Origin of the sequence: Edaphobacter acidisoli (assembly GCF_014642855.1) — a bacterium.
Classification (GTDB): Bacteria; Acidobacteriota; Terriglobia; order Terriglobales; family Acidobacteriaceae; genus Edaphobacter; species Edaphobacter acidisoli.
The window spans coordinates 2742022-2764246 of sequence record NZ_BMJB01000001.1; the positions used below are offsets into that span (position 1 = coordinate 2742022).

Consider the following 22225-nt stretch of genomic DNA (forward strand, 5'->3'; position numbering starts at 1 on the left):
GGCAACCATGCAAAACGCGACCGCCGCTCTCTCCGCATCTCCGCTAAGCATCGACTCTCTCTCCGGAAAGCTCATCCGCGTCGTAGCCGGAACGCTCTTTCTAACCGCATCGTCCTGGATATCCGTACCGATCCAACCAATACCAATCACGATGCAGACCTACGCGGTCATCGTGATCGGCGCGCTCTTCGGTGCGCGTCTCGGCTCGGCAACGGTCATCGCCTGGCTCATCGAAGCAGCCTTGGGCCTGCCTGTTCTGGCGCACGGAGCCGGTGGAGCGGCTGTCTTCCTCGGCCCTACCGCTGGCTACCTCTTCAGCTTCCCCGTCGCGGCCGCATTCGTCGGATGGCTGTCAGATCGCAAGCTCGACCGCGGTCTTGTCCCATCGCTGCTGTCCATGCTCGGAGGCAACGCAATCAACCTCGTTCTCGGCGTCATGTGGCTGGCGATCACCCTCGGCTGGCGGCACGCATTCCTTGCAGGCTTCCTTCCTTTCTGGATAGGAGGCGTCGCCAAAGCCGGTCTCGCCACAGCCACCGTTCTGCCATTGCAAAAGCGCCGCTGGTTTCAGAACAAGCCTCAATGACAATCCGTCTGCGCCCTCACCATCTGCTCTGCATGCTGACCTTCGTGGGCGAAGGCTACAATCCAGCCTTCGTCCAGAACTTCGAGTCGGCAATCAGCCGCATCGCAGCCGGGAACGAAACCATCGAAATCGTCGAAGGCCCGGACGACCTCTGCGCCCCACTGCTCACCACGCCGGATTGTCACTGCAACAATGCCAGCGTCGCCGACCGCGATCGCCACGCAACAGATGCGCTCGGCGATCTATTGCATCTGCCCATCCAACCGAAAACACAAATTAAATTGGATCAGCAGATGCTGGACACCATGCGCAAAGCCTTCGCCGCAGGACAAATCCGCAAAGCCTGCGTCGGCTGTCAGTGGTCACCGCTCTGCGACGACATCGTCAGCAACTGCTTTCAGCGAACCCGTCTCCTTAACAAAGACACTGCCGCCGCTACGAATCGAATTCATCTGCGTACTTAGTTCACCCGCTCAAACAACTCCATCTCCGCCTGCCTCCGCCGCAGAAGCCCCGGCACCACGCGGCCCTGCACATGGTCCCACAGCAAAAACTCCTTCGCCGCCGCCGCAAAATCTCCATCATTCACACACCGCAGCAGAGTCGAACGCGCCAGACTCGCGCAACCCAGGTTGAACGCAAAGTCCACCAGCGCGTCGAACTGGTTCTGAGACACCACCCGCGTCACCAGCCGATTCACCCCAGCCACCGCACCGGCAATATCGCTCGCCAGCAGAGCCTCGGCCTCATCCGTAGTAATCGTCATCCCCCCATGAACTCCCGTCCCGGTATGCCCATACCCAACCGTCCAAACCCCACGCTGGTCCACATAGGCCGTGAGATTCAGCCCCTCGAAGCTCCTCGTCAAAGCCATCCCCGCCGCACCGTAACCCAACTCCGTCATCCCGCCTCCATCGCACAAACGAAAAGGGAGAGACCGCCATCGGCGTCTCTCCCTGCGTTTTGCACCTAAAAATCCTTACCCTTCCAGAATACCAACCGGCCCAAAACTAAACCGCCAACTTCGCGGCAAAAATATCCTGAGCCAATTCAGCATCTTGGCGAACTTTCTGCCCAACAGCGCTCTTGACAAAAATCCGGTTACTTCGCCAGCTCGGCCTTCACAATCTCACTCACCATCCGGCCATCGGCGCGCAAACCTTCGGCGGCAATCTTCTGCTGCACAGCCTTCATCACCGACCCCATCTCCTTCGGCCCCGGCTTCGAGCCGCCCGCAGCGATCCCCGCAATCACACCCGCCACCACGCCGCGAATCTCATCTTCTCCAACAGCCTTCGGCAGATACTCCTCAATCATCTTGATCTCGGCCAGCTCCTTCTCCGCCAGCTCCGCGCGCCCACCCTTCGCAAACTGCTCCGCCGAATCCTTCCGCTGCTTAATCAACGTCGTCAGTATCTGTGCCTCTTCGGCTTCAGTCAGCGCCGCCCGCTTATCAATCTCCTTATTTCTAAGCGCCGACTTCACCATCCGAAGCGTCGTCAGCTTGTGCTCCTCGCGCGCCTTCATCGCGACAACAATATCCGCCTGCACCTTCTCGCCAATCGCCATGTATGTACCTGCCCACGCATGATTATAAGTTCCCGGCAAACAATACTTGACATCACACACTGTTTATCATACAGTATGTTCAATACAGTATGACACCGACCTCCCAACCCGCACCCTCTCAGCCCCAGGGCGAGCTCTTCGACTCCCTCCGGCTGGAGCTTCGTCGCGGCTGCCTGGTTCTGGCCGTACTGACACAGTTACGCGACGAGCACTACGGCTACACTCTGCGCAAGTCGCTGGTCGAAACCGGCCTCGAGATCGAAGAGAGCACGCTCTACCCGCTCCTCCGCCGCCTCGAATCGCAGGGTCTGCTCACCAGCCAGTGGCGCGAAGAGGACAAGCGCAACAAGCGCTTCTACCGGCTCAACGCTCAAGGCGAGGTGGTGCTCGAACACCTCCTGAGCGAGTGGAGAGGCATCAACCGCGCCATCGAGCAGATCCTCACCCGGGACCCAAACCAGACCACCAGCGCAGACCGAAAAGGAGAATAAGTATGGATATCCTTGAGCGTTACCTGCAAGCCATCGCCGAGCATCTTCCCGCCAGGACACGACAGGACACCATCGCCGAGCTGCGCGCCAACCTGCTCGCCGAGATCGAAGCCCGCGAAGAGCAACTCGGTCGCGCCCTCACCGAAGACGAGGCAGCAAAGATCCTCGAAGCCCACGGGATGCCCATCATGGTTGCGGCACGCTACCAGCCGCAGCACTCGCTCATCGGTCCGGCGATGTTCCCCATCTACTGGTACACGCTTAAGAAGAGCTTCCCGCTCGTGGTGCTCGCCTACGCCGCAATCGAAGCCGTGCGAATCGTGCTTCAGGGGCAGCCACTGTCGGAGCTTCCCGGCGCGCTCGCTCACTTCTGGACCGTGGCGCTGATCTTCTGGGCGATCGTGACGCTCGGCTTCGCGGTCTTCGAGTATCTGCAACAAACGCAGAAAACCAAATTCGGCATGCCGCACTGGAGCGTCCGCGACCTGCCCAAGCTCAAGCGCGACGAGAGAGCGCCGTCCCTGTTTCATGACATCGCCGACGTGATCGTCAGCATCGCAGCCATCCTCTGGCTGCTGGCCGTGCCTGACCATCCCTACCTGATCCTCGGTCCCGGCGCGCGCTACACGCACCAGATGCCCTTCAGCCTCTCGCCGGAGTGGCACGTCTTCTACTGGCAGATCATAGCGCTGCTGATCGCCATGGCTACCCTGAAAGGGCTGATGCTGTCGCCGGGTCTGCGCTCGCAGAGATCATGGATACAGCTTGCCGTGCAGGCGCTCGGCATCGGCATCCCTGCGATTGCGCTTCAGATGAAGCCGTTCTTCGTCCCCACCAACTCCACTGAAACCATCCAGTCCCTTGTAGTCATCAACGATGGCATCGCGCTCGGCTTCAAGATTGCGATCGCCATCGCCTCTATCAAGCTTGTCTGGGATCTCTGGCAGGCTGTCCGCTCGCGCACAGGCAAACAGCCCGGATTCGCGGCCATCTGGTAGCAGCACATCGTCACAGCAACTCATCGCGAGGCGGCGCAGTTCGTCTCGCGATGAGGCCATCTCGACAAAATCGCTACAATAGAACCATGATCCGGAAAACACGCCTCTTTACTCCTGGCCCGACGCCACTGCTCCCTGCCGCCCAGTTCGCCATGGCAGCCGCCGACATTCACCACCGCACGCCGGAGTTCCGTGCGCTCTTCACCCGCGTTCTCTCCCAGCTCAAGGACTTCGTCGGCACCAAGAACGACGTCATCATCCTCTCCAGTTCGGGCACCGGAGCCATGGAGGCCGCCGTCTCCAACCTCACCAGCCCCGGCGACCGCGTCCTCGTCCTCACCGCCGGCAAGTTCGGCGAGCGCTGGAGCGCCCTCACCAAGGCCTTCGGCTGCCACGTCGATGTCATAGAGAAGCCCTACGGCCAGACCTTCGACCTCGCCGAAGTCAAAGCCGCGCTCAAGCTCGAAACCCGCGCCGTCTTCGTCCAGGCCACCGAGTCCTCGACCGCCGTCCGCCACGACGTGCAGGCCATTGCAAAGCTGCTCAGGGACGAAAAATCCGAGGCGCTGCTCGTAGTCGACGCCATCACCGGCCTCGGCACCACGCACCTCGACATGGACGCCTGGGGCGTCGATGTCCTCATCGGCGGCTCACAGAAAGCCGTCATGATGCCTCCCGGCCTCAGCTACATCGCCATCTCGCAGCGCGCCTGGGACCGCATGGAGTCCACCTACAACCCGCGCTACTACTTCGACCTCCGCAAGGAGCGCAAGAACGCCGCGAAGGGCGAATCCGCCTACACGCCGCCGGTCTCGCTGATCGCCGCACTCGGCGCATCGCTCGACTACATCGCCGGCCAGGCCGAGGGCAATCTCGCCGAAGGCCGCAAGAAGCTCGTCGACAACGCCGAAACCTGCGCCGCCATGACTCGTGCAGCCGTCGAAGCGATGGGCCTGAAGCTCTTCGCGCCCAAAGGCTACGAAGCCGCAGCAGCCACGGCCATCCTGCCGCCCGAGGGCACCGACTCCGGCATCCTCGTCAAAGGTCTGAAGACGAAGTTCGCCGCCATCGTCACCGACGGCCAGGGCGAGATGAAGGGCCATCTCTTCCGCATCGCGCACATCGGCTTCTTCGACTACCTGGACACGATCGCCATCATCGGCGCACTCGAGCAGGTCATCGCATCCGCGAAGCTGCCCTTGCCCAACTTCGAGTTCGGCAAAGGCCTCATCGCCGCACAAAAAGTCTTCGCCGACCGCGTCAAGTAGCTCCAAACACAGAGAGCCATGCTCAACACAAAGGGCGTGGCTCTCCTAAACACCTCATCCTTCCTTGCATTTCCATTCCGCAGCGTAGCGAAGGAATCTGTTTGTTCTCCGCACCGCACCGTTCACAGCACACCCAAGACCCGTCATATAAACTAGATCCACTCAGCCCTCTTATGGGAGACACCATGAACTACGAGATCGAGTTCGAGCAGGAAGACGACGGCCGCTGGATCGCCGAAATTCCATCGCTGCCCGGAGTCATGGCCTATGGCGCCTCCAAACGTGAGGCCGAATCGAAAGTTGAGGCCCTGGCCCTGCGCGTCATCGCCGACGCTCTCGAGCGAGACAGCGCCACGACGACCCACATCGGCTTCGCTGCCGCATGAGCCAATGGCCCAGCTCCAAAGCCAAACGGGTTTATAAAGCGCTGTTACGCATCGGCTGGTCTGAACATCACCTCATCAAGGGCAGCTCGCACGTGCAGCTGACGCGGCCCGGCTATGAAAATTTCACCTGGGCCTTTCACGATTCAGATGAGATAGGCCCCAAGATGCTTGCGCGCCTAGCGAAGAAGACGGGCCTCACCCCACGCGACCTTTAGTATCTGAGCAACCTTCACTCGACCAGACCTTCTCGCACCCGAGGCTCATCGCCAGACTCACTTCGCCTCAGCCACCAGCCCCTGCAACCGTTCCTTCTTAATCTTCAGCACCACGCCCGAGTTCCTGTCCGCCACCTCGCTCACGTGGTACTCCGCCGAAGTTCCCAGCACCTCCGCAACCTCCGCTGACGTCAGCTTGTAATCTTCGCTCAGCCAGTCCGCCATGCTCGACGTGGCCGACTTCAGCGCCTCATCCACCGACCCCTCCAGCCCCATCGCCACAATCTCGTCCGCCGTCTCCACCCGCGGGCCGCCAATCCGCTTGCCCGGAATCACATCCACCGTGATCTCCACGTCCATCGACGTCTCCAGCGCATTGCCATTCAGCTCGCCATCGCCCTGCATCGCGTGCCCATCGCCGAAATACAAGAGCGCGCCCGGATTCATCACCGGCAGATACAACGTCGCACCCTCCACCATCCCGTTGAAGTCCATGTTGCCGCCAAAAGAACCCGAGTCGCCCGTCGGCGGCGGTGCAGCCGCAGGCGGCGGAGCCACCGCAATGCATCCCAGCATCGGCCGCAGCGGCACCGTGTAGTGCGCCGTATGCTCCCCCGGAGTCTCCAGATACGCCACGCCCTTCTCGCGGTCCAGATGCCAGCGCACGGACTTCCCGTTGTCCTTCACCTTCACCGCCAGATTGCTGTTCGTCGCGCTCTCCACAATATCGTCGTCGCTCACCGCCCAGTCACGATTCAGCCGCAGCCGCTTAATGTGGACCACCAGCGTGTCCCCCGGCATCGCCGACTCCACATAAAACGGCCCCGTCTCCGGATTCCCGCCCATCACACGCCTCACACCCTGCGCATCGGTGCCGCCCGCATCCACCGTCCACGTATGAATCGTGTCTCCAGGAGCCACCGTCAGCACTGGCTTGTTCAGCGCCGAGAACTGCCGGTAAAACACCGTCGGGGTAAACTCATGCACCTGCGCAGGCCCTGTAGGCCGCTTCGGAACAATCATCGCCGTGAACTTCACCACAACAGGCGTATCGCCCGGCGCAGTCCACGTCATCGTGCCCGTCAGCGCACCGTTCTCGAGCACGGCCTGTGTCTCCTGCGAAGCGCCCTGACCATCCTTCGCCACATAGTGCACCGCACTGCCGCTCACCGTACCTTCAAGCGCGCTTCCGTTGAACTTGCCGGTAAGTTTGTCGCCATTCTGCGCGAGATCCAGATTCATATACCGCGGCGTGCCATACCAGTCCGCCGTAATGAACCACCTCCCCGTCAAATCCCGCGCCGCATCATTTGCCTGGTAAGCCCACGCCTGCGCCGAAAGCGCAGAGATCACCAACACACATCCCGCAAGAACCTTTGCCCGCATGTATCCAGCTCGCATATCTTCGCCTCGCACCAGAGAGATTGAGTGATTGCAGCACAGAGAACTCTACGCCCGGTCATCACAAAGGTTCCCAGAACTACCTTAGCCGCTCGAAAAACCAACATTGTTTTTGTCGTTGTCGTTGCTTCTGAGATAGGCCCGGACTTCAGTCCGGGCAACAAACCAGCCACAAAAAAAGGGCTTCAGAGGGTGCTGAAAAATAGTTGTTTTGAAGGGGCGCGACTTCAGTCGCGCCGAAAACTCAATCGGTGAAAGAGCACGCGTTCGCACATCTCTTACAACCGCCGCAAAAATTCTCCACAGCGGAAGGGCACACGTTTACGTGTGCCAATAAACGCCACGCCGAAAGTCGTTACCGCTCTGCCCTGAGCAAAGTCGAAGGGCCGGAGTGAAGCCCACAGGGCGAAACGACCCAAATCCCCCGCGCCACAAATTCTTGTCAAGCCCCCAAAATCACACAAATCCACTCGCAAAACCGCCAACCGAAACCAATCAAACCACTTCCACCACAAAGATTTTTCCGCCCAACCTGGCGGTTTAGTTTTCCGTCATCCGCTAAAATAAAGAAGTACAGATAAAAAGCCCCGAGGCCACAGGCCCGGGGCTTTTCCATTTCATAACCCAAATGAACGGAAGACTTTACTGCCATGCGCCTCGAAAAATCAAAGCATTTAAGAGAAACTGGAGCTGAAGTCCAAAACCAACCCACGCCAAATCAAGACTTTGCGCAAAAAGCAGGGGGAGGGGGTCCAACCTCATCCAACACCTTGCCAGCGATACCGGCTAAACTGGAGACTCGCACATCTCCAGTTCTTCCCGACGCCAACGCCGCCCCGGTGCGGCCCCGATGCTGGACCCGCAGCAGGAACAGGAAAACGAACTCTCCATGAAGATCGTCCTCGCCGAAAAAGTCTCTCCCGCCACTCTCGCCGTCTTCCAGCAGGAACCCGGCTGGCAGGTCGTCACCCACGACCAGATCAAGAACGGCCTCGCCACCGAACTCGCCGATGCCGACGCCCTCGTCGTCCGCTCCGCCGTCCAGGTCGACGCCCAGCTCCTCGAGTCCGCCCCCAAGCTCCGCATCATCGGCCGCGCCGGCGTCGGCGTCGATAACATCGACACCCCCGCAGCCACCCACCGCGGCATCGTCGTCATGAACACCCCCGGAGCCAACGCCGTCGCCGTCGCCGAACTCACCCTCGGCCTCATGGTCTCCATGGCCCGCAGCGTCCCCCGCGCCAACTCCACCATGCACGCCGGCAAGTGGGAGAAGAAGTCCCTCCAGGGCAGCGAGCTCCGCGGCAAGACGCTCGGCATCGTCGGCCTCGGCCGCATCGGCCTCGAGGTCGCCCGCCGCGCCGCCAGCTTCGGCATGAACCTCATCGGCTACGACCCCTTCATCGCCCCAGTCGTCGCGCGCGAGAACAACGTCACCCTCGTCCCCATCGACCAGATCTTCAAGGACTCCGACTACCTCACCCTCCACGTCGGCCTGACCGCGCAGACCGAGGGCATGATCAACGCCACCTCGCTCAAGATCATGAAGAAGGGCATCCGCATCATCAACTGCGCCCGCGGCGAGCTGATCGTTGAAGAGGCGCTGGCCGAGGCCATCAAGTCCGGCCACGTCGGCGGTGCTGCGCTCGACGTCTTCCACAAGGAGCCGCTCAAGGACTCGCCCTTCTTCGAGCTCGACAACGTCATCCTCTCGCCGCACATCGCCGGTTCGACCGACGAGGCGCAGGAGGCCATCGGCATCCAGCTCGCCCGCCAGGTCTCGGACTACCTCAAACTCGGCGTCGTCCAGAACGCCGTCAACCTGCCCAGCCTCACGCACGAGGAGTACGTCGAGGTCGCGCCCTACATCGAGATGGCCGAGCGCCTCGGCCACTTCCTCTCGCACGCCACGGCTGGCAACCTCGAGAGCATCCAGCTCACTTACAGCGGACGCATCGCCTCCGGCAAAACCGACCTTATCCGCAACGCCGCCATCGCCGGCATCTTCTCAGGCTCCGACGGCAACGAGAACGGCGCGACCCACGCCAACCGCATCAACGCTGCAGCAGTCGCAGCCGAGCGCGGTATCCGCATCCAGGAAGACAAGAAGGAGTTCACCACCGGCGGCGCAGGCTCGGTGCTGAAGATCGTCCTCCACTCCTCCGACGGCGACACCAGCGCATCGGGCACGGTATTGCACGGCTCCTCACCGCGCCTGCTCACCCACGACGGTATCGACATCGAAGCCCCGCTCAACGGCACGCTGGTCGCTATCCGCAACCACGACGTCCCCGGCGTGATCGGTCGCATCGGCACGATCCTCGGCGAGCATCAGGTGAACATCGCCAACTTCGCCCTGGGCCGCGCCGTCGCCAACCGCCAGCAGCGCGTGCCGCAAGGACAGGCGCTCGCCGTCGTGCAGATCGACGCTCCAGCCACGACAACGGCAAACGCCGCTCTCGAAGCGCTGCGCAAGGTGGAAGCCATCGCCAGCGTCCGCCTGATCGAGCTCGGCAAACTGTAGCCTGAACCCAAAGGATGAAGCGCAAACCATCGCGCTTCATCCACGCTCCAGAGAGTAGAACCATGCCGCTTTACGAATACGAATGCACCGCCTGTCACCGCCGCACGGAGAAGATCCAGAAGTTCTCCGATGCCCCACTCACCGTCTGCCCACACTGCGGCGGCACGCTGGAAAAGCTGCTCCACGCCCCCGCCGTTAGCTTTAAGGGCGGAGGCTGGTATGCCGACGGCTACGGCAATGCCAAACCAAAATCCTCCAGTGAGAGCGCAAGCAAGCCCGCAGACTCATCTTCCAAGCCCGCCTCGGACTCAAGCAGTACCACCGCAGCGTCGCCCGCTCCCGCAGCGACCTCAACTGCCAGCGCGGACAAGAAGTAGTTACTGCTTCTCGGACAACATCTGAATCAAATCCTGTTTCCCATCGAGCAAATAGTATGCAATAAACCGCATGGGCTCGATATCGGATGCATTGTCAAAGCGCTCGATCACGGTACCAGCCGGTTCGTAAAACGCATCTCCGGCTTGAAGGGTCTCGACAGGCCCACCTTCTCTCTGAAAGAAGACAGAACCTTCAGCGACGTATCCGAGTACGGGGCAAGGATGAAAGTGTCTGCCAGTCCGCATTCCTCTATGGAACACGATCTCTCGAACATCGACGCTCGTAACCCTGCGTTCGTTCATCACTGCATTCAAAAGCGGCCGTCGAACAATTTCATCACTGGTCATGCAGCTTTGGATGCCACAGGTCACGCCCGGACTCTCATGTTCACGATTTCTTTTTGGGGACTTTGGCGCCCTTCTTCCGCGCCTCAGACAAGCCAATCGCGATCGCCTGCTTCCGACTCGTGACTTTCTTGCCGCTGCGACCGCTCCTCAGCTTGCCCTCTTTCATCTCATGCATCTCGCGCTCAACGCTTTTGCCTGCTGCAGGACTGTACTTCCGTGTCGATTTTTTCTTCGGTGAACTTTTCTTCGCCGATGATTTCTTAGCTGCCTTCTTGGTTGCCATGGAAGATAACCTCTCACATTTGAGAGGCGGACTGCATCAGCGAGTTGCATCGCACGCACAAGACATTACTGTTCCGTCGAACGACGAGAGCGCCTTCTCCTAAGCGCAAGCCCTACCAGAAGCACGATCCCGGCCACCCCCAGAGCGCGCTTGGTGATCTTCTCTATCCACGAAGTCGTCCGCTCGAGCGAGTCGTTCTGCCACGCATTATGCACGGCAATCAGATCAGCCGAAAGACCCGGAATCGTAATCGCGTGAAGGTCCGTTGTGGGCAGCGACCCGAAGATACGTTCCGGCCCCGGATGGCCACCATTGCGGTCCTTTGGTATTGCGGCCATCAAAGCATTGACCTCGGCATCGCGCGGATCGTTGAAGAGCGCATCATCCGCTGTGTTCGGAAACAGCGTCGCTTGCCCGGTCATCTTCTTCTCAATCGCAGCCACGCTGTCCTGGCAAACGCCCAACGCATAGTAGCCACCGAACGGGAGCTCAGGCCGCGCAGCGTGCTGATGCAGATACGCAACTGTCATCAATCCCGCCAGCCGCGTCACCTCAACTGCATCCGCACCGGCATAGGTGTGCGCATGGCGGCCAAGCACCCAAGCCTGATCGAGCGTGTCCATCGTACGGAACTCTGCTTTGCCATCGATACCGAAATACCAGCTCACATCAGCATTGATCTTCGGCCCGCGAATCTTCCACTCGTATTCGGCATGGCTCACCGGAACCAGCAGCGGACGCTTCGTCCCCGGAACGGCAATCTGCGAGTTCACAAAAAAGGGCATCATCACTTCCTGCCCCTTGTAGTGGAAGTGACCGAAATTGGCGAAGTACCGCGCGTCCACCACCGTAACCATGTGACCAGTCTTCATCAGCGCAGAGATCAAGTCCGCAGGAGAGCCTGCACTGCTGCCCGAAATCGTAACCGTAGCAGGAGCATATCCCTCCATACCATTCAAACTCAGACGATTCAAAACGTACGCTAAGCGCTGGCTTTCAGAATGCTCAGGTGCAAGCTCTGGATTTGGCCCATCGCCACGCACGACACCAGCACCAAGATCAGTCACAATGCCATCGGTCGTAAACCCTGGAAGCTTCGACGGCGCATCCAGGCTAATCGCCTCGGCATGCTCAGCCGAGTAGCTGCCAAGATCGATGTAGCTCTTCATCTGCTCTGGTGTCATGGCACTCGCAGGTGCACCGGGATGGCGCGCTGCAAGACTTTCCAGCGCAATGCTCTTGCCCGCGACGTGTCCCACTACACGGACCGTCGGATTGATCTCGCGCATCGTCCAGCCGGGAAAACGGTCGAGTCCTTGCCAGTCTTTGCCAAGGATCAGTTCACGCAGCCGCTTCATCAAAGCAGGCGTCAGGAGCGTAGGTCCGCGCTTGCCGCCGTTGTTCAACTGGCTCAGCAAAGCATCGGTGAATCCAGGTGTAGCAGAAAGCTCGCGCATCATCTGCGCCAGCAGCACCGTGTTCGGAGGCATGGGCGACTCAGGCACAACATAAGGCGCGTCACCTCGACAGCCGATCAGTCCCAGCAAAACGCCCACACTCACCCCGCGACAGATCATCCTGGACAACGAACGACGCATCAGCATCGCTCCATTAAACACGACCAGAAAAACCTAACACCGATTTACACCGATACCACCGAAAAAAACGACCACGGATTTCGGGAATGAACGCGGATAAAAGATGAAAGTTGTCTTCTATTCGCGCCAATCCGCGCTCATCCGCGGCCGATCCTTGTTCTTAAATCGGTGGTATCGGCGCCGACCAGTGTTAAGCCTCTGAGTTTAGCTATCCAGTTTCTTCGCGACTAGTTCGTTCAACAGCGCGGGGTTGGCCTGTCCCTTCGATAGCCGCATCACCTGACCGACGAAGAACGCCGCAACCGTCTTCTTGCCGCCACGATACTGTTCGACCTGCTTCGGGTTCGCAGCAATGACCTCGTCGATCATCTTCTCAATCGCGCCGGCATCAGATATCTGCTGCGGCTTGTCGCGCTCGTAGATCTCGGGGAAGTCCTTGCCTTCGGCGAAGCAGGCATCGAGTAGTTGCTTGAGCATCTTGCTCGAAAGCTCGCCGGACTCGGCGAGATCGGCGGCCATCACAACGCCATCCATCGAGACCGGCGACTGCTCCGGCTCAAGCTCCGCCGCGCGCAGGCGCATCGTCAACTCACTCGTCAAAAGCGCCGCAACGCGCTTCGGGCTCTTCGCCTTCTTCGCTGCCACCTCGAAGCGGTCCGCAAACTCGCGTGTCGCGGTCAGCGTAGCCGCATCCTGCGCGGAGAGGTCATACTCAGCAATCATGCGCGCGCGCCGCGTCTCTGGCAGCTCAGGCAGCGCCTTCAAAATCTCAGCCTGCCACTCGACGCCGACGACCAGTGGCGGCAGGTCCGGCTCCGGAAAGTAGCGATAGTCGTGCGCCTGCTCCTTCGAGCGCATCGAGTAAGTCCGCCCCTCAGCGTTATTCCACAGACGCGACTCCTGCACAACGCGGCCGCCCTCTTCGAGAATGCCGATTTGTCGCTCAATCTCATACTCAAGCGCTGAACGGATATAGCGGAAGCTGTTAACGTTCTTCACCTCAGCCTTGGTTCCAAACCTCTCCGCGCCTTTCAGCATCACGCTCACGTTAGCGTCGCAGCGCAACGAACCCTCTTCCATGTTGCAGTCGCTCACGCCGGTATAGAGCAGAATCTCCTTAAGCCGCGTGAGGTACTCGAACGCCTCGTCCGGCGTGCGCAGGTCCGGCTCGCTGACGATCTCGACCAGCGGCGTGCCGCAGCGATTCAGGTCGATGTAGGTCTTCGAGACAGAATCGGCGAAGCCGTCGTGAACGCTCTTGCCCGCGTCCTCTTCCATGTGCAACCGCGTCACGCCGATGCGCTTTCTCTTGCCCTCGGCATCGGGAACATCGATCCAACCATGCTCAGCAACAGGTTTATCGAACTGAGAGATCTGATACCCCTTGGGCAAGTCCGGATAGAAGTAGTTCTTACGCGCGAAGATGCTCGTCTCGCGGATCTGGCAGTTGATCGCCTTCGCCGCCAGCACAGCATATTCGACAGCCTTACGGTTCAGCACCGGCAGCGCACCGGGCAGGCCCAGGCAGACGGGGCACACATGCGTGTTCGGCTCGCCGCCGTATTGATTGATGCAGCCACAGAAGGCCTTGGTAGCGGTCAGAAGCTGAACGTGAACCTCCAACCCGATGACAGGCTGGTACTTGGCAAAAATCTCCGGCGAAAGCGCTGTAGCTGTAGACATATTCAGTTTGATTCTAACAAGCGCACACGAAAGGCGAACGGAGAAGCAATCCCGCTACTGCCCTCGAAACGCGCACAGTGACAAACCCGCTCGCCCTCATCTGCACACAAATAGTTCGGTACTTATCGAACTATTCGAGCATCTCATAATTCAATTGCTTTCATCGCAGTCACTGAAAGGTCTCCCTATGTCACAACAAACCGCAAAGATCGTCCGCTTCCATCAGACCGGAGGACCTGAAGTCCTCAAGCTTGAAGAGCTTCCTCTACCCGAACCGGGTCCCGGCGAAGTCCGCCTCCGCGTAAGAGCCATCGGCCTCAACCGCGCTGAAGTGATGTTCCGCAAAGGCCAATACCTGGTCGATCCAACATTCCCTTCAGGCAACGGCTATGAAGCCTCGGGAACGGTCGAAGCCGTGGGTGAAGGCGTTGACCGCGCATGGCTGGGAAAGACCGCCAGCACCATTCCCGCGTTTCCCATCAACAAATACGGCGTCTACGGCGAGGTAGCCATCGTCCCCATCTACGCCGTCGCAGAATATCCAGCAAATCTCACTCCCGAAGAAGGCACCTCTATCTGGATGCAGTACCTCACAGCCTGGGGTGCATTGGTCCGCATCGGACAAGTAGCCAAAGGCGACTATGTGCTGATTACCGCAGCCAGCAGCAGCGTAGGCATTGCAGCCATCGAGATGGTGAAAGCCGAAGGCGGAATCAGCATTGCAACAACACGCACCTCCGCCAAAAAAGACGAGTTGCTTGCGTTGGGAGCCGACCACGTGATCGTCACCGACGAAGAAGACCTTGCCGCGCGCGTTAAAGAAATCACAACCGGCAAGGGTGCGCGCATCGTATTCGACCCAATCGCAGGCAAAGGCCTGGAAGCACTTGCCGACGCCACGGCACAGGGTGGTCTCATCATCGAATACGGCGCGCTGGCCAGCGATCCAACGCCCTACCCGCTCTTCACCGCACTGAGCAAACAACTCACAATCCGCGGTTACACTCTGTTTGAAATCGCTGCAAATCCTGAATGGACTGCGCGGGCGCGGCAGTATGTCTTCGACCATCTTGCGAACGGCGACTTCAAGCCACGCATCGACCAGCGACGCTTCCACCTCTCAGAGATCGTCGACGCTCACAGCTATATGGAGTCGAACCAGCAGATTGGAAAGATCGTCGTCACGGTGTAAATCCTGCACACCCAAACTGCCGGGAGACGGCCACAGTTGCAAGCCGTCTCCTGACTGCGGGCCTATTCCGTATTCGGGACCGGCGACTGGTTCTGATGGCTCAGGATCGAGTCCACATTCGTCTTGTCGACCAGCGCGACGCCCGTGTCGATAAACGCTGGAAACGGCGAGAACGGATCGAGACGATAGTCCTGCGCCAGCGGCTTCACCGGATAGTGGTGCACGTCATCGATCGCCTTCAACCCCAAAAACGCCATCGTGTAGGGTTTCTGCGAGATCGTCGAGTCAATCACTCCAGACTTCACTAGCTGCAAGGTGTCGGCGTCCACGTCCATCGCAATCAGCACGCGATCCGTAGCATTGGTTCGCTTGAACGCCTCAGCCACATTCACGCCCGAACGCGAGTCGAGGCAGACGAAGCCATCCACCTTGTCTGCTCCCTTCTTAGACAAATAGACCATCGCCTGGTCCAGCGCCGTGCCGGGGTCCGATTTGATGTCGAAGACGTCCACAATCTTGATGCCTGGATAACTTGCGAAGACGTCCTTGTAACCTTTCAGTCGTTCGATCAGATTCGGCTGATTCGGATTGGAGAAGAAGACAACATTACCCTTGCCGTGCAACTGCGCCGCCATGCGTTGGCCGCCCAGTCTGCCCGCTTCCAGATTGTTCGTCCCGATAAAGTAAAGCCGCTTGCTCGCAGGCGCATCCGAGTCGATTGTGATCACAGGAATGCCCGCATCAATAGCATCGTTGATCGCAGGCGTCAGCAAATCTTCGTTGGCGACAGAGACCAAGATGCCAGCAGGCTTGCGCGCCACCATTGCCTTGAACTCATTGACTTCCGCCTGCGGATCAAGCCCTCCCGGTCCGCGCGTATCCACCGTGACGCCATATTCTGCGCCAGCCGCCGCAAATCCAGCCGCGGCTGTCTTCCAGTACGGCACATCCGTATTCGTCGCAATCAAATAGTAGTGTTCCTTTTTGCTATGCCGCATGCATCCAGTCATCAGCGGAAGCAAAACCGCTCCAAGTGCGACCGCAATCCACTTCCTCGGGACATCCATAAGCCAGATCCTCCAGTGGAATTTTGTCTCTGCTGCCTCGATACCCTGCACTTTCCCGCGCCAAACCTGGCAGCGCCACAGGCTTAGATGCCTGTGGGGGGATAGATAGTACTCCTAACCGGCCAACTCTGGCACCTAAGTTCAACTAAAATCTACTCAGCATGGTCTTACCCTTCGTCCGCGAGCTATTGGCGGACCTTGAGCACTCTGAATCCTTCGAGCGTGTACGGCGCCATCTAAGTGCAGGCACGGCCCGCAGACGTGTGTCTGGACTTACCTTCACGGCCCGTGCGCTCTATCTTCCCTACTTCGTCCGCGCCGCCGCAAATCCCTGCCTCATCATCGTTGCCGACAACAAGGCCGCCGAAGCGCTCCACGCCGCCGTCACCAGCGCCTGCGAATTGAACGGTGCGCTGGACGCAGACGCCGTGTTGCGGCTGCCTGCACACGACGTGCTGCCGTTTGAAAATCTCTCGCCACACCCCGAAATTCAGGAGACGCGCGCAGCCACACTCTGGAAGATTACCGCGTACAAAACCGCGCCTCGCCTGGTCATCGCGCCCATCGAAGCCGCCTGCATGAAGCTCTTCTCGCGCGACTACTACCGCGCGCTCGCCCTGCACCTGCGCGTCGGCGAAGAGCACATCCCCGACATGCTGCTGGAGCACCTGCTCTCGGTCGGCTACACCCGCGTCGATGTCGTCGAGATGCCCGGCCAGGTAACGGTCCGCGGCGGCATCGTCGATGTCTACTCACCCGAGATGGCCCTTCCCGTCCGCATCGACTTCTTCGGCGACGAGATCGAGTCCATCCGCCGCTTCGACCCCGAGACGCAGCGCTCCAGCTCGCACCTCGAACATGCATTGCTGCTGCCGCTAACCGAAACTCCCGTCACTGAAAAAATCCTCACCGCGATTAACGCCCGCCTCACTCGCGCAGGCACAGCGGGCGCGGCGCTCGAAGGCGGAGAAGAACCAGCCGAGCTGCAAACGCACGTCGCCACACGCACCGGCGAGGCCACCGTCTTTCCCGGCTGGGAGTTCTTCGCTCCAGTCGCCGGAGCCAACTCCACTTTGCTCGATCTGCTGGGACAAAGCACGCGCGTCTTCATCGACGAACCAGCGATGGTCAAAAACCAGGGCGAACGCTGGTGGAACAAGGTCGAGCAGCGCCACGAACGCTCCGGCATCGGTAATCTCGTACGCTCGGAAGACATCTATATCTCCCCTTGGGACCTCGAAGACCGTCTGCGCCGCTTCACAGGCATCGACCTCGACCAGCTCGGCGCAGTCGACGTCCTCGATGCCGACCGCAGCGAGCTCTCCGAGATCGATTTCGCCACACGCCCCACGCAGCGCTTCCACGGCTCAATCCCAGCGCTGATCGAAGCCATCAATAACCTGATGACGCAGGATGCGCGCATTCTGTTGACTGCGCCTAATCAGGGCGAAGTCGAGCGCCTCGCCGGTCTGCTGCACGAATACCACGTCCCCTACCGTCTCGGCTCACGCACCGAGCAGCACAACGCTGAGAACGTCTACAGCGAATCCAGCCATCTCATCGGCGACCTCCGCACGCCGGTCATCGTGAAAACCTCTGTAGCCTCAGGCGTGCAGATTCTTGATCTCGACCGCACCACCGCGCGCCAGATGATCATCTTCGGCGCGCAGGATTTAATCGACGACGCCGACGTAGCGCCGCGCCCCGTGCGCCGCGGCAAATCGAAGACCTCAGCCTTCATCTCCGACTTCCGCGACCTCGCCGTCGGCGACTACGTCGTCCACGTCGAGCACGGCATCTCCCGCTACTGTGGCCTGCGCGTCATCGAAGAGAACGGCCAGCCGCCGCTCGAGCTGATGATCCTCGAGTTCGCCGACGAGGCCAAACTCTACGTCCCGCTCACCCGCCTCGACCTCATCCAGAAGTACCGCTCCAGCGAAACCGGACCGCCGCCAGAGCTGAACCGGCTCGGCACGCAGAGCTGGCAGAAGACCAAGGCCCGCGTCAAGAAGGCCATGGCCGACATGACGGACGAGCTGGTCAAGCTCTACGCGCAGCGCCAGGCCGCACTGGGAACAGCCTTCTCGCCCGACACCAACATGCAGCGCGAGTTCGAAGACGCCTTCGACTTCAACGAGACCGACGACCAGCTCTCCGCCATCGCCGACATCAAATCCGACATGGAATCGCCGCGCCCCATGGACCGCCTGCTCTGCGGCGACGTGGGCTACGGCAAAACCGAAGTCGCCATGCGCGCCGCATTCAAGGCCGTGCAGGATGGCAAGCAGGTCGCCGTCCTGACGCCCACCACCGTGCTCTGCTTCCAGCACTTCGAGACCTTCAAACGCCGCTTCGCCAACTTCCCCATCACCATTGAGATGATCTCGCGCTTCCGCTCGCCCAAAGAGCAGAAGGCAATCCTTGAACAGGCCGAAGCAGGCAAGATCGACATCCTGATTGGCACGCACCGCGTGCTCTCGAAGGACCTGAAGTTCCAGGACCTCGGCCTTCTGGTTGTCGATGAAGAGCAGCGCTTCGGCGTGCGCCACAAAGAGCGCCTCAAGCAGATGCGCGCGCACATCGATGTACTCTCCATGTCGGCCACACCCATTCCGCGCACGCTGCACATGTCGCTGATCGGCCTGCGCGACATGAGCGTCATCGAGACGCCGCCCAAAGACCGCATGGCCATCCAGACCATCGTCGCCAAGTTCGACGAAAAGCTCGTCCGCACGGCAGTCGAGATGGAGTTGGAGCGCGGCGGCCAGGTCTACTTCGTCCACAATCGCGTCGAAACCATTTACGACCTTGCGAGCAAGATCCGCGAGCTGGTCCCGCAGGCGCGCATCGTCATCGGCCACGGCCAGCTCCCCGAAACCGAGCTCGAGCGCGTCATGCTCAGCTTCATGAACCACGAGTACGACGTGCTGGTGGCGACCAGCATCATCGAAAACGGCCTCGACATTCCGCTCGCAAACACCATCATCGTCAACCGCGCCGATCGCCACGGCCTCAGCGAGCTCTACCAGCTGCGCGGCCGCGTAGGCCGCTCCAACCGCCGCGCATATTCCTATCTATTAATTCCGCCCGAAACCGAGCTGACCGAGATCGCCCGCCGTCGTCTCGCCGCACTGAAAGAATTCTCCGACCTCGGCGCGGGCTTCAAGATCGCCGCACTCGACCTCGAACTGCGCGGCGCAGGCAACATGCTCGGCGGCGAACAATCAGGCCACATCGAAGCCATCGGCTTTGAGATGTACACCACAATGCTCGAAGAAGCCGTCCGCAAGATCAAAGGTGAGCAGGAGAAACCCGCGCATCCGAACACCGCACTCAACCTCGGCATCAGCGTCCGTATCGACTCGACCTACATCCCCGAAGAAAACCAGCGCCTGCGCATGTACAAACGCATCGCCTCCGCCCAGTCGCTTCTCGAACTCGCAGAGGTTCGAGAAGAACTAAAAGATCGCTACGGCGCCCCACCCGAATCCGTCATGAATCTTCTCGCCGCCGGCGAGTTGCGGCTGCGCTGCGAGGAGATCGGCATCGCGCAGATCGACCGCAAGCGCACACAGGTCGAGCAGGGCGTCGGCGCGAAGAAGACCAAAACCTTCGTCGAGATGCTCCACATCAAATTTACCGACGTCAACGCAGACCCGACCTACTTCGCCGATAAGTCGAACAAGACTGTCGCCCCTGGCACGCTGATGCGGCTGGTCAACCGCAACGCCAAACGCGGCGCACAGTTCAGCCCCAACGGCACCCTGCGCTGGCCGCTCACCTCTGCCAAAGCTGAAGACGTCCTCGCCGAAACACGCACTCTGCTCGACTTGCTCGACCCCAGCCTCGCCGAAGTCCGCTAGGCGGGCCCATATCGCCTCCATTCGCCAGCAGAATCCAGTTGGCATCTACAAAATGTTCTACTATGCTTTCATCCAGGAAGGGGGTCTCTCATGCACCACCCCATTCAAATCGGCAACCTGAGCGTCACATTTCTAAAGAGCCGACACGAGACCCAGGGTCAGGCCGACATCTTCGAGATGACCGTCCCGCCACACACCAACCTCCACATTCCCCACCTCCACAAGGACTACGACGAGACCATCATCGGTATCAACGGCACGACGACCTGGACTCTCGACGGCAAAAAGCATCAGGTCGGCCCCGGCAAGCAGCTTCACATCCCTCGCGGTGTCGTCCACACCTACGTCAACACCTATCGCACCACAGCGCGGATGCTCTGCATCCTCACGCCCGGCCTGGTCGGCCCCGAATACTTCCGCGAACTGGCCGCCGCAATTGACGAACATGGACGCCCCGACATTCCCGCCGTCGTCGCCGTCATGGCCCGCTACGGCGTCACGCCCGCCAAAGCATAAGCAGCATTTCCACTTCGCTATCCAGTTGCCGTAAACTCTCCTTGCAACGATGACCCGGAAAATCTCTGTCTCTCTCGCACTCGGAACGGCCCTGTTGATGTCCGCAATCACCCCAGCCCAGAACCTCTCCGCCGATGGCGCGGCGCAGACCTTCAGCTACCTCACAGACCAGTACTTCTCCGACGTCTACTACCACTTCTCGCCCACCAGCGGCACCAGCGACGGACTGCACCAATACGACACCCAGCTCGAGGACTACTCTGCCGCAAACATCCAGAAGCAGGTCGCCGCGCTGCACGACTACGAGAAGAAGGTCGAAGCCATCGACTCCAGTGCACTCGACGCGCCCGTCGCGGCAGACCGTGACATCCTGCTCAACAGCATCAAGTCCAAACTGCTCACGCTCGAAGTCATTCGCCCGTGGCAGAAGAACCCTGACACCTACTCATCAGGCGTCACCAACTCCATCTTCGTCATCATGGAGCGCCCCTACGCCCCGATAAACATCCGCTTCCGCGCCGCCATCGAGCGCGAAAAACAAATCCCGCAGGCCCTCGCCGAGGCGCGCAAAAATCTCCAGAACCCGCCCCGCATCTTCACCGAAATCGCCCTCGAGCAGATCGACGGCGACATCAGCTTCTTCCAGCATGACGTCCCCGAAGCCTTCGCCGACGCCACCGACCCCGACGACAAAGCCGCCTTCGCCAAATCGAACGCCGCCGTCATCGACGCGCTCCAGTCCTACGCTGCCTGGATGAAGACCGACCTCCTGCCGCGCTCAAACGGCGACTTCCGCCTCGGAGCCGACACCTTCCGCAAAAAACTCTCCTACGACGAGATGGTCGATATCCCGCTCGACCGCCTGCTCCAGATTGCCTTCACCGACCTGCACAGGAACCAGGCCGAATTCGCACGCATCGCCAAAGAGGTCGACCCCACCAAGACGCCGCAGCAGGTGCTCGCCGAACTGGCCACCATCCATCCCGCGCCCGATCAGCTTCTGAATTCGTTCCAGAACACCTTCAACTCGCTGGTCGGCTTCATCGACACGCACCACATCATCACCATCCCGTCGAAGGTCGAGCCGACGCTCGAAGAGACGCCTCCCTTCATGCGTGCCACCACCTTCGCCTCGATGGACCCTCCCGGCCCCTTCGAGACCCACTCCACCAAGGCATACTTCAACGTCACGCTGCCGGAAAAGGACTGGACACCCGAGCACGTCGCCGAGCACATGGCCAGCTTCAACGTCGGAACGATCATCTCGACCAGCGTGCACGAAGCCTACCCCGGCCACTACGTCCAGTTCCTCTGGATGCCCGAGTTCCCCAGCAAAATCCGCAAGGTGCTCGGCTCAAACACCAACATCGAAGGCTGGGCGCACTACTGCGAGCAGATGATGCTCGACGAAGGCTACGACGCGCCTCCGCCCAACGCCACACCGGAGCAGGTCCGTGAGTCGCGCCTCGTCCGCCTCGGCCAGATTCAGGATGCGCTCCTGCGTGACGCTCGCTTCGTCAACTCCATCAAGCTGCACACCGGCGAAGGCGAGCCGGGCGGCAAGTGGACGATCCAGCAGGCCGAAGACTTCTTCGTCAAAGAGGGCTACCAGTCGCGCTCCGTCGCCGAAGTCGAAACCAAGCGCGGAACCTCCGACCCGACGTATCTTTACTACACGCTGGGCAAGCTCGAGATCATGAAGCTGCGCACCGACCTCCAGAAGAAAGAAGGCCCGGCCTTCAACCTCGAACAGTTCCACGACGACTTCATGCGCCAGGGCTTCGCACCCATCAAAGTCATCCGCCACGCCATGCTCCACAACGACTCCCCAGTGCTATAACCAACGGCTAAAACTCAAAT

22 protein-coding genes are annotated in these 22225 nt (G+C 60.2%); 13 read left to right on the forward strand and 9 right to left on the reverse strand.

Going from position 1 to position 22225, the window contains the following annotated elements:
* Positions 1 to 7 precede the first annotated feature (7 nt).
* Both IEX36_RS11075 and IEX36_RS11080 read left to right on the forward strand, forming a co-directional pair.
* Positions 8 to 586, forward strand: a complete 579-nt coding sequence (locus tag IEX36_RS11075; protein WP_188759357.1) for a biotin transporter BioY — start codon at positions 8 to 10, stop codon at positions 584 to 586.
* Positions 583 to 1050 (forward strand): DUF1284 domain-containing protein, encoded by a 468-nt coding sequence (locus IEX36_RS11080; protein ID WP_188759358.1) that lies wholly within the window; start codon positions 583 to 585, stop codon positions 1048 to 1050. The genes IEX36_RS11075 and IEX36_RS11080 overlap by 4 nt, the downstream gene beginning before the upstream one ends.
* On the opposite strand, the gene IEX36_RS11085 is transcribed toward IEX36_RS11080, so the two are convergent.
* Together IEX36_RS11085 and IEX36_RS11090 are read right to left on the reverse strand one after the other, a co-directional pair.
* On the reverse strand, positions 1047 to 1490 hold the full coding sequence (locus IEX36_RS11085) for a lysozyme (protein ID WP_188759359.1): 444 nt from the start codon (positions 1488 to 1490) through the stop codon (positions 1047 to 1049). The two genes, IEX36_RS11080 and IEX36_RS11085, sit on opposite strands and share 4 nt — an antisense overlap.
* Before the next feature lie 197 nt (positions 1491 to 1687).
* Positions 1688 to 2155, reverse strand: a complete 468-nt coding sequence (locus IEX36_RS11090; protein WP_188759360.1) for a GatB/YqeY domain-containing protein — start codon at positions 2153 to 2155, stop codon at positions 1688 to 1690.
* Between the two features lie 89 nt (positions 2156 to 2244).
* Here IEX36_RS11090 and IEX36_RS11095 point away from each other — a divergent pair, with 89 nt between their 5' ends.
* The 5 genes from IEX36_RS11095 to IEX36_RS11115 all read left to right on the forward strand — a co-directional run bounded on the left by IEX36_RS11095 (position 2245) and on the right by IEX36_RS11115 (position 5513).
* Positions 2245 to 2646, forward strand: coding sequence for a PadR family transcriptional regulator (locus IEX36_RS11095; RefSeq protein ID WP_188759361.1), 402 nt, complete (start codon positions 2245 to 2247; stop codon positions 2644 to 2646).
* A gap of 2 nt (positions 2647 to 2648) precedes the next feature.
* Complete coding sequence (locus tag IEX36_RS11100) at positions 2649 to 3644, forward strand: hypothetical protein (RefSeq protein WP_188759362.1); 996 nt, start codon at positions 2649 to 2651, stop codon at positions 3642 to 3644.
* Positions 3645 to 3730: 86 nt separating this feature from the next.
* Entirely contained in the window at positions 3731 to 4912 is a 1182-nt protein-coding gene (locus IEX36_RS11105; protein ID WP_188759363.1) for a pyridoxal-phosphate-dependent aminotransferase family protein, read from the forward strand.
* A 185-nt stretch (positions 4913 to 5097) separates the two neighbouring features.
* A complete protein-coding gene (locus IEX36_RS11110) occupies positions 5098 to 5298 on the forward strand; it encodes a type II toxin-antitoxin system HicB family antitoxin (RefSeq protein WP_188759364.1) in 201 nt (66 codons plus the stop codon).
* The gene (locus IEX36_RS11115) at positions 5295 to 5513 is read left to right on the forward strand and encodes a type II toxin-antitoxin system HicA family toxin (protein ID WP_188759365.1); all 219 of its coding nucleotides are present in this window, start codon (positions 5295 to 5297) and stop codon (positions 5511 to 5513) included. The genes IEX36_RS11110 and IEX36_RS11115 overlap by 4 nt, the downstream gene beginning before the upstream one ends.
* Positions 5514 to 5570: 57 nt before the next feature.
* Here the strand turns inward: IEX36_RS11115 and IEX36_RS11120 are convergent, their stop codons facing one another.
* Both IEX36_RS11120 and IEX36_RS11125 read right to left on the reverse strand, forming a co-directional pair.
* Entirely contained in the window at positions 5571 to 6899 is a 1329-nt protein-coding gene (locus IEX36_RS11120) for an acetamidase/formamidase family protein (RefSeq protein WP_188759366.1), read from the reverse strand.
* Positions 6900 to 7356: 457 nt separating this feature from the next.
* Positions 7357 to 7566: a hypothetical protein gene (locus tag IEX36_RS11125; RefSeq protein WP_188759367.1), complete on the reverse strand. Its 210-nt coding sequence runs from the start codon at positions 7564 to 7566 to the stop codon at positions 7357 to 7359.
* A 237-nt stretch (positions 7567 to 7803) separates the two neighbouring features.
* Here IEX36_RS11125 and serA point away from each other — a divergent pair, with 237 nt between their 5' ends.
* On the forward strand, positions 7804 to 9438 hold the full coding sequence (gene serA / locus IEX36_RS11130; protein ID WP_188759368.1) for a phosphoglycerate dehydrogenase: 1635 nt from the start codon (positions 7804 to 7806) through the stop codon (positions 9436 to 9438).
* Between the two features lie 62 nt (positions 9439 to 9500).
* Positions 9501 to 9815: an FmdB family zinc ribbon protein gene (locus IEX36_RS11135; protein ID WP_188759369.1), complete on the forward strand. Its 315-nt coding sequence runs from the start codon at positions 9501 to 9503 to the stop codon at positions 9813 to 9815.
* Here IEX36_RS11135 and IEX36_RS11140 read toward each other — a convergent pair whose 3' ends face one another.
* The 4 genes from IEX36_RS11140 to gatB form a co-directional block, all read right to left on the reverse strand.
* The gene (locus IEX36_RS11140; RefSeq protein WP_229668891.1) at positions 9816 to 10187 is read right to left on the reverse strand and encodes a cupin domain-containing protein; all 372 of its coding nucleotides are present in this window, start codon (positions 10185 to 10187) and stop codon (positions 9816 to 9818) included.
* A gap of 16 nt (positions 10188 to 10203) precedes the next feature.
* Positions 10204 to 10446: a DUF6496 domain-containing protein gene (locus IEX36_RS11145; protein WP_188760016.1), complete on the reverse strand. Its 243-nt coding sequence runs from the start codon at positions 10444 to 10446 to the stop codon at positions 10204 to 10206.
* Positions 10447 to 10511: 65 nt separating this feature from the next.
* Positions 10512 to 12044 (reverse strand): hypothetical protein, encoded by a 1533-nt coding sequence (locus IEX36_RS11150; protein WP_229668892.1) that lies wholly within the window; start codon positions 12042 to 12044, stop codon positions 10512 to 10514.
* 204 nt (positions 12045 to 12248) lie between these two features.
* A complete protein-coding gene (gene gatB, locus IEX36_RS11155; protein WP_188759370.1) occupies positions 12249 to 13727 on the reverse strand; it encodes an Asp-tRNA(Asn)/Glu-tRNA(Gln) amidotransferase subunit GatB in 1479 nt (492 codons plus the stop codon).
* 187 nt (positions 13728 to 13914) lie between these two features.
* Here gatB and IEX36_RS11160 point away from each other — a divergent pair, with 187 nt between their 5' ends.
* Positions 13915 to 14919: a zinc-dependent alcohol dehydrogenase family protein gene (locus tag IEX36_RS11160; protein ID WP_188759371.1), complete on the forward strand. Its 1005-nt coding sequence runs from the start codon at positions 13915 to 13917 to the stop codon at positions 14917 to 14919.
* A 62-nt stretch (positions 14920 to 14981) separates the two neighbouring features.
* Here the strand turns inward: IEX36_RS11160 and IEX36_RS11165 are convergent, their stop codons facing one another.
* Entirely contained in the window at positions 14982 to 15986 is a 1005-nt protein-coding gene (locus IEX36_RS11165) for a substrate-binding domain-containing protein (RefSeq protein ID WP_188759372.1), read from the reverse strand.
* Positions 15987 to 16147: 161 nt separating this feature from the next.
* Here IEX36_RS11165 and mfd point away from each other — a divergent pair, with 161 nt between their 5' ends.
* The 3 genes from mfd (at position 16148) to IEX36_RS11180 (ending at position 22205) form a co-directional block, all read left to right on the forward strand.
* Entirely contained in the window at positions 16148 to 19849 is a 3702-nt protein-coding gene (gene mfd / locus IEX36_RS11170; RefSeq protein ID WP_188759373.1) for a transcription-repair coupling factor, read from the forward strand.
* 90 nt (positions 19850 to 19939) lie between these two features.
* The gene (locus tag IEX36_RS11175; RefSeq protein ID WP_188759374.1) at positions 19940 to 20365 is read left to right on the forward strand and encodes a cupin domain-containing protein; all 426 of its coding nucleotides are present in this window, start codon (positions 19940 to 19942) and stop codon (positions 20363 to 20365) included.
* 97 nt (positions 20366 to 20462) lie between these two features.
* On the forward strand, positions 20463 to 22205 hold the full coding sequence (locus IEX36_RS11180; protein WP_229668893.1) for a DUF885 domain-containing protein: 1743 nt from the start codon (positions 20463 to 20465) through the stop codon (positions 22203 to 22205).
* Positions 22206 to 22225: the final 20 nt, after the last annotated feature.

What these genes read in the sequence shown, in the direction of transcription:
- IEX36_RS11115 (WP_188759365.1), top strand. Translation starts at nt 5,295, where the DNA reads ATGAGCCAATGGCCCAGCTCCAAAGCCAAACGGGTTTATAAAGCGCTG.
- IEX36_RS11085 (WP_188759359.1), bottom strand. Translation starts at nt 1,490, where the DNA reads ATGACGGAGTTGGGTTACGGTGCGGCGGGGATGGCTTTGACGAGGAGC.
- gatB (WP_188759370.1), bottom strand. Translation starts at nt 13,727, where the DNA reads ATGTCTACAGCTACAGCGCTTTCGCCGGAGATTTTTGCCAAGTACCAG.
- serA (WP_188759368.1), top strand. Translation starts at nt 7,804, where the DNA reads ATGAAGATCGTCCTCGCCGAAAAAGTCTCTCCCGCCACTCTCGCCGTC.
- IEX36_RS11100 (WP_188759362.1), top strand. Translation starts at nt 2,649, where the DNA reads ATGGATATCCTTGAGCGTTACCTGCAAGCCATCGCCGAGCATCTTCCC.
- IEX36_RS11160 (WP_188759371.1), top strand. Translation starts at nt 13,915, where the DNA reads ATGTCACAACAAACCGCAAAGATCGTCCGCTTCCATCAGACCGGAGGA.
- IEX36_RS11105 (WP_188759363.1), top strand. Translation starts at nt 3,731, where the DNA reads ATGATCCGGAAAACACGCCTCTTTACTCCTGGCCCGACGCCACTGCTC.
- IEX36_RS11110 (WP_188759364.1), top strand. Translation starts at nt 5,098, where the DNA reads ATGAACTACGAGATCGAGTTCGAGCAGGAAGACGACGGCCGCTGGATC.
- IEX36_RS11080 (WP_188759358.1), top strand. Translation starts at nt 583, where the DNA reads ATGACAATCCGTCTGCGCCCTCACCATCTGCTCTGCATGCTGACCTTC.
- IEX36_RS11150 (WP_229668892.1), bottom strand. Translation starts at nt 12,044, where the DNA reads ATGCGTCGTTCGTTGTCCAGGATGATCTGTCGCGGGGTGAGTGTGGGC.
- IEX36_RS11090 (WP_188759360.1), bottom strand. Translation starts at nt 2,155, where the DNA reads ATGGCGATTGGCGAGAAGGTGCAGGCGGATATTGTTGTCGCGATGAAG.
- IEX36_RS11180 (WP_229668893.1), top strand. Translation starts at nt 20,463, where the DNA reads ATGTCCGCAATCACCCCAGCCCAGAACCTCTCCGCCGATGGCGCGGCG.
- IEX36_RS11125 (WP_188759367.1), bottom strand. Translation starts at nt 7,566, where the DNA reads ATGGCAGTAAAGTCTTCCGTTCATTTGGGTTATGAAATGGAAAAGCCC.
- IEX36_RS11145 (WP_188760016.1), bottom strand. Translation starts at nt 10,446, where the DNA reads ATGGCAACCAAGAAGGCAGCTAAGAAATCATCGGCGAAGAAAAGTTCA.
- IEX36_RS11120 (WP_188759366.1), bottom strand. Translation starts at nt 6,899, where the DNA reads ATGCGGGCAAAGGTTCTTGCGGGATGTGTGTTGGTGATCTCTGCGCTT.
- IEX36_RS11075 (WP_188759357.1), top strand. Translation starts at nt 8, where the DNA reads ATGCAAAACGCGACCGCCGCTCTCTCCGCATCTCCGCTAAGCATCGAC.
- IEX36_RS11175 (WP_188759374.1), top strand. Translation starts at nt 19,940, where the DNA reads ATGCACCACCCCATTCAAATCGGCAACCTGAGCGTCACATTTCTAAAG.
- IEX36_RS11165 (WP_188759372.1), bottom strand. Translation starts at nt 15,986, where the DNA reads ATGGATGTCCCGAGGAAGTGGATTGCGGTCGCACTTGGAGCGGTTTTG.
- mfd (WP_188759373.1), top strand. Translation starts at nt 16,148, where the DNA reads ATGGTCTTACCCTTCGTCCGCGAGCTATTGGCGGACCTTGAGCACTCT.
- IEX36_RS11135 (WP_188759369.1), top strand. Translation starts at nt 9,501, where the DNA reads ATGCCGCTTTACGAATACGAATGCACCGCCTGTCACCGCCGCACGGAG.
- IEX36_RS11095 (WP_188759361.1), top strand. Translation starts at nt 2,245, where the DNA reads ATGACACCGACCTCCCAACCCGCACCCTCTCAGCCCCAGGGCGAGCTC.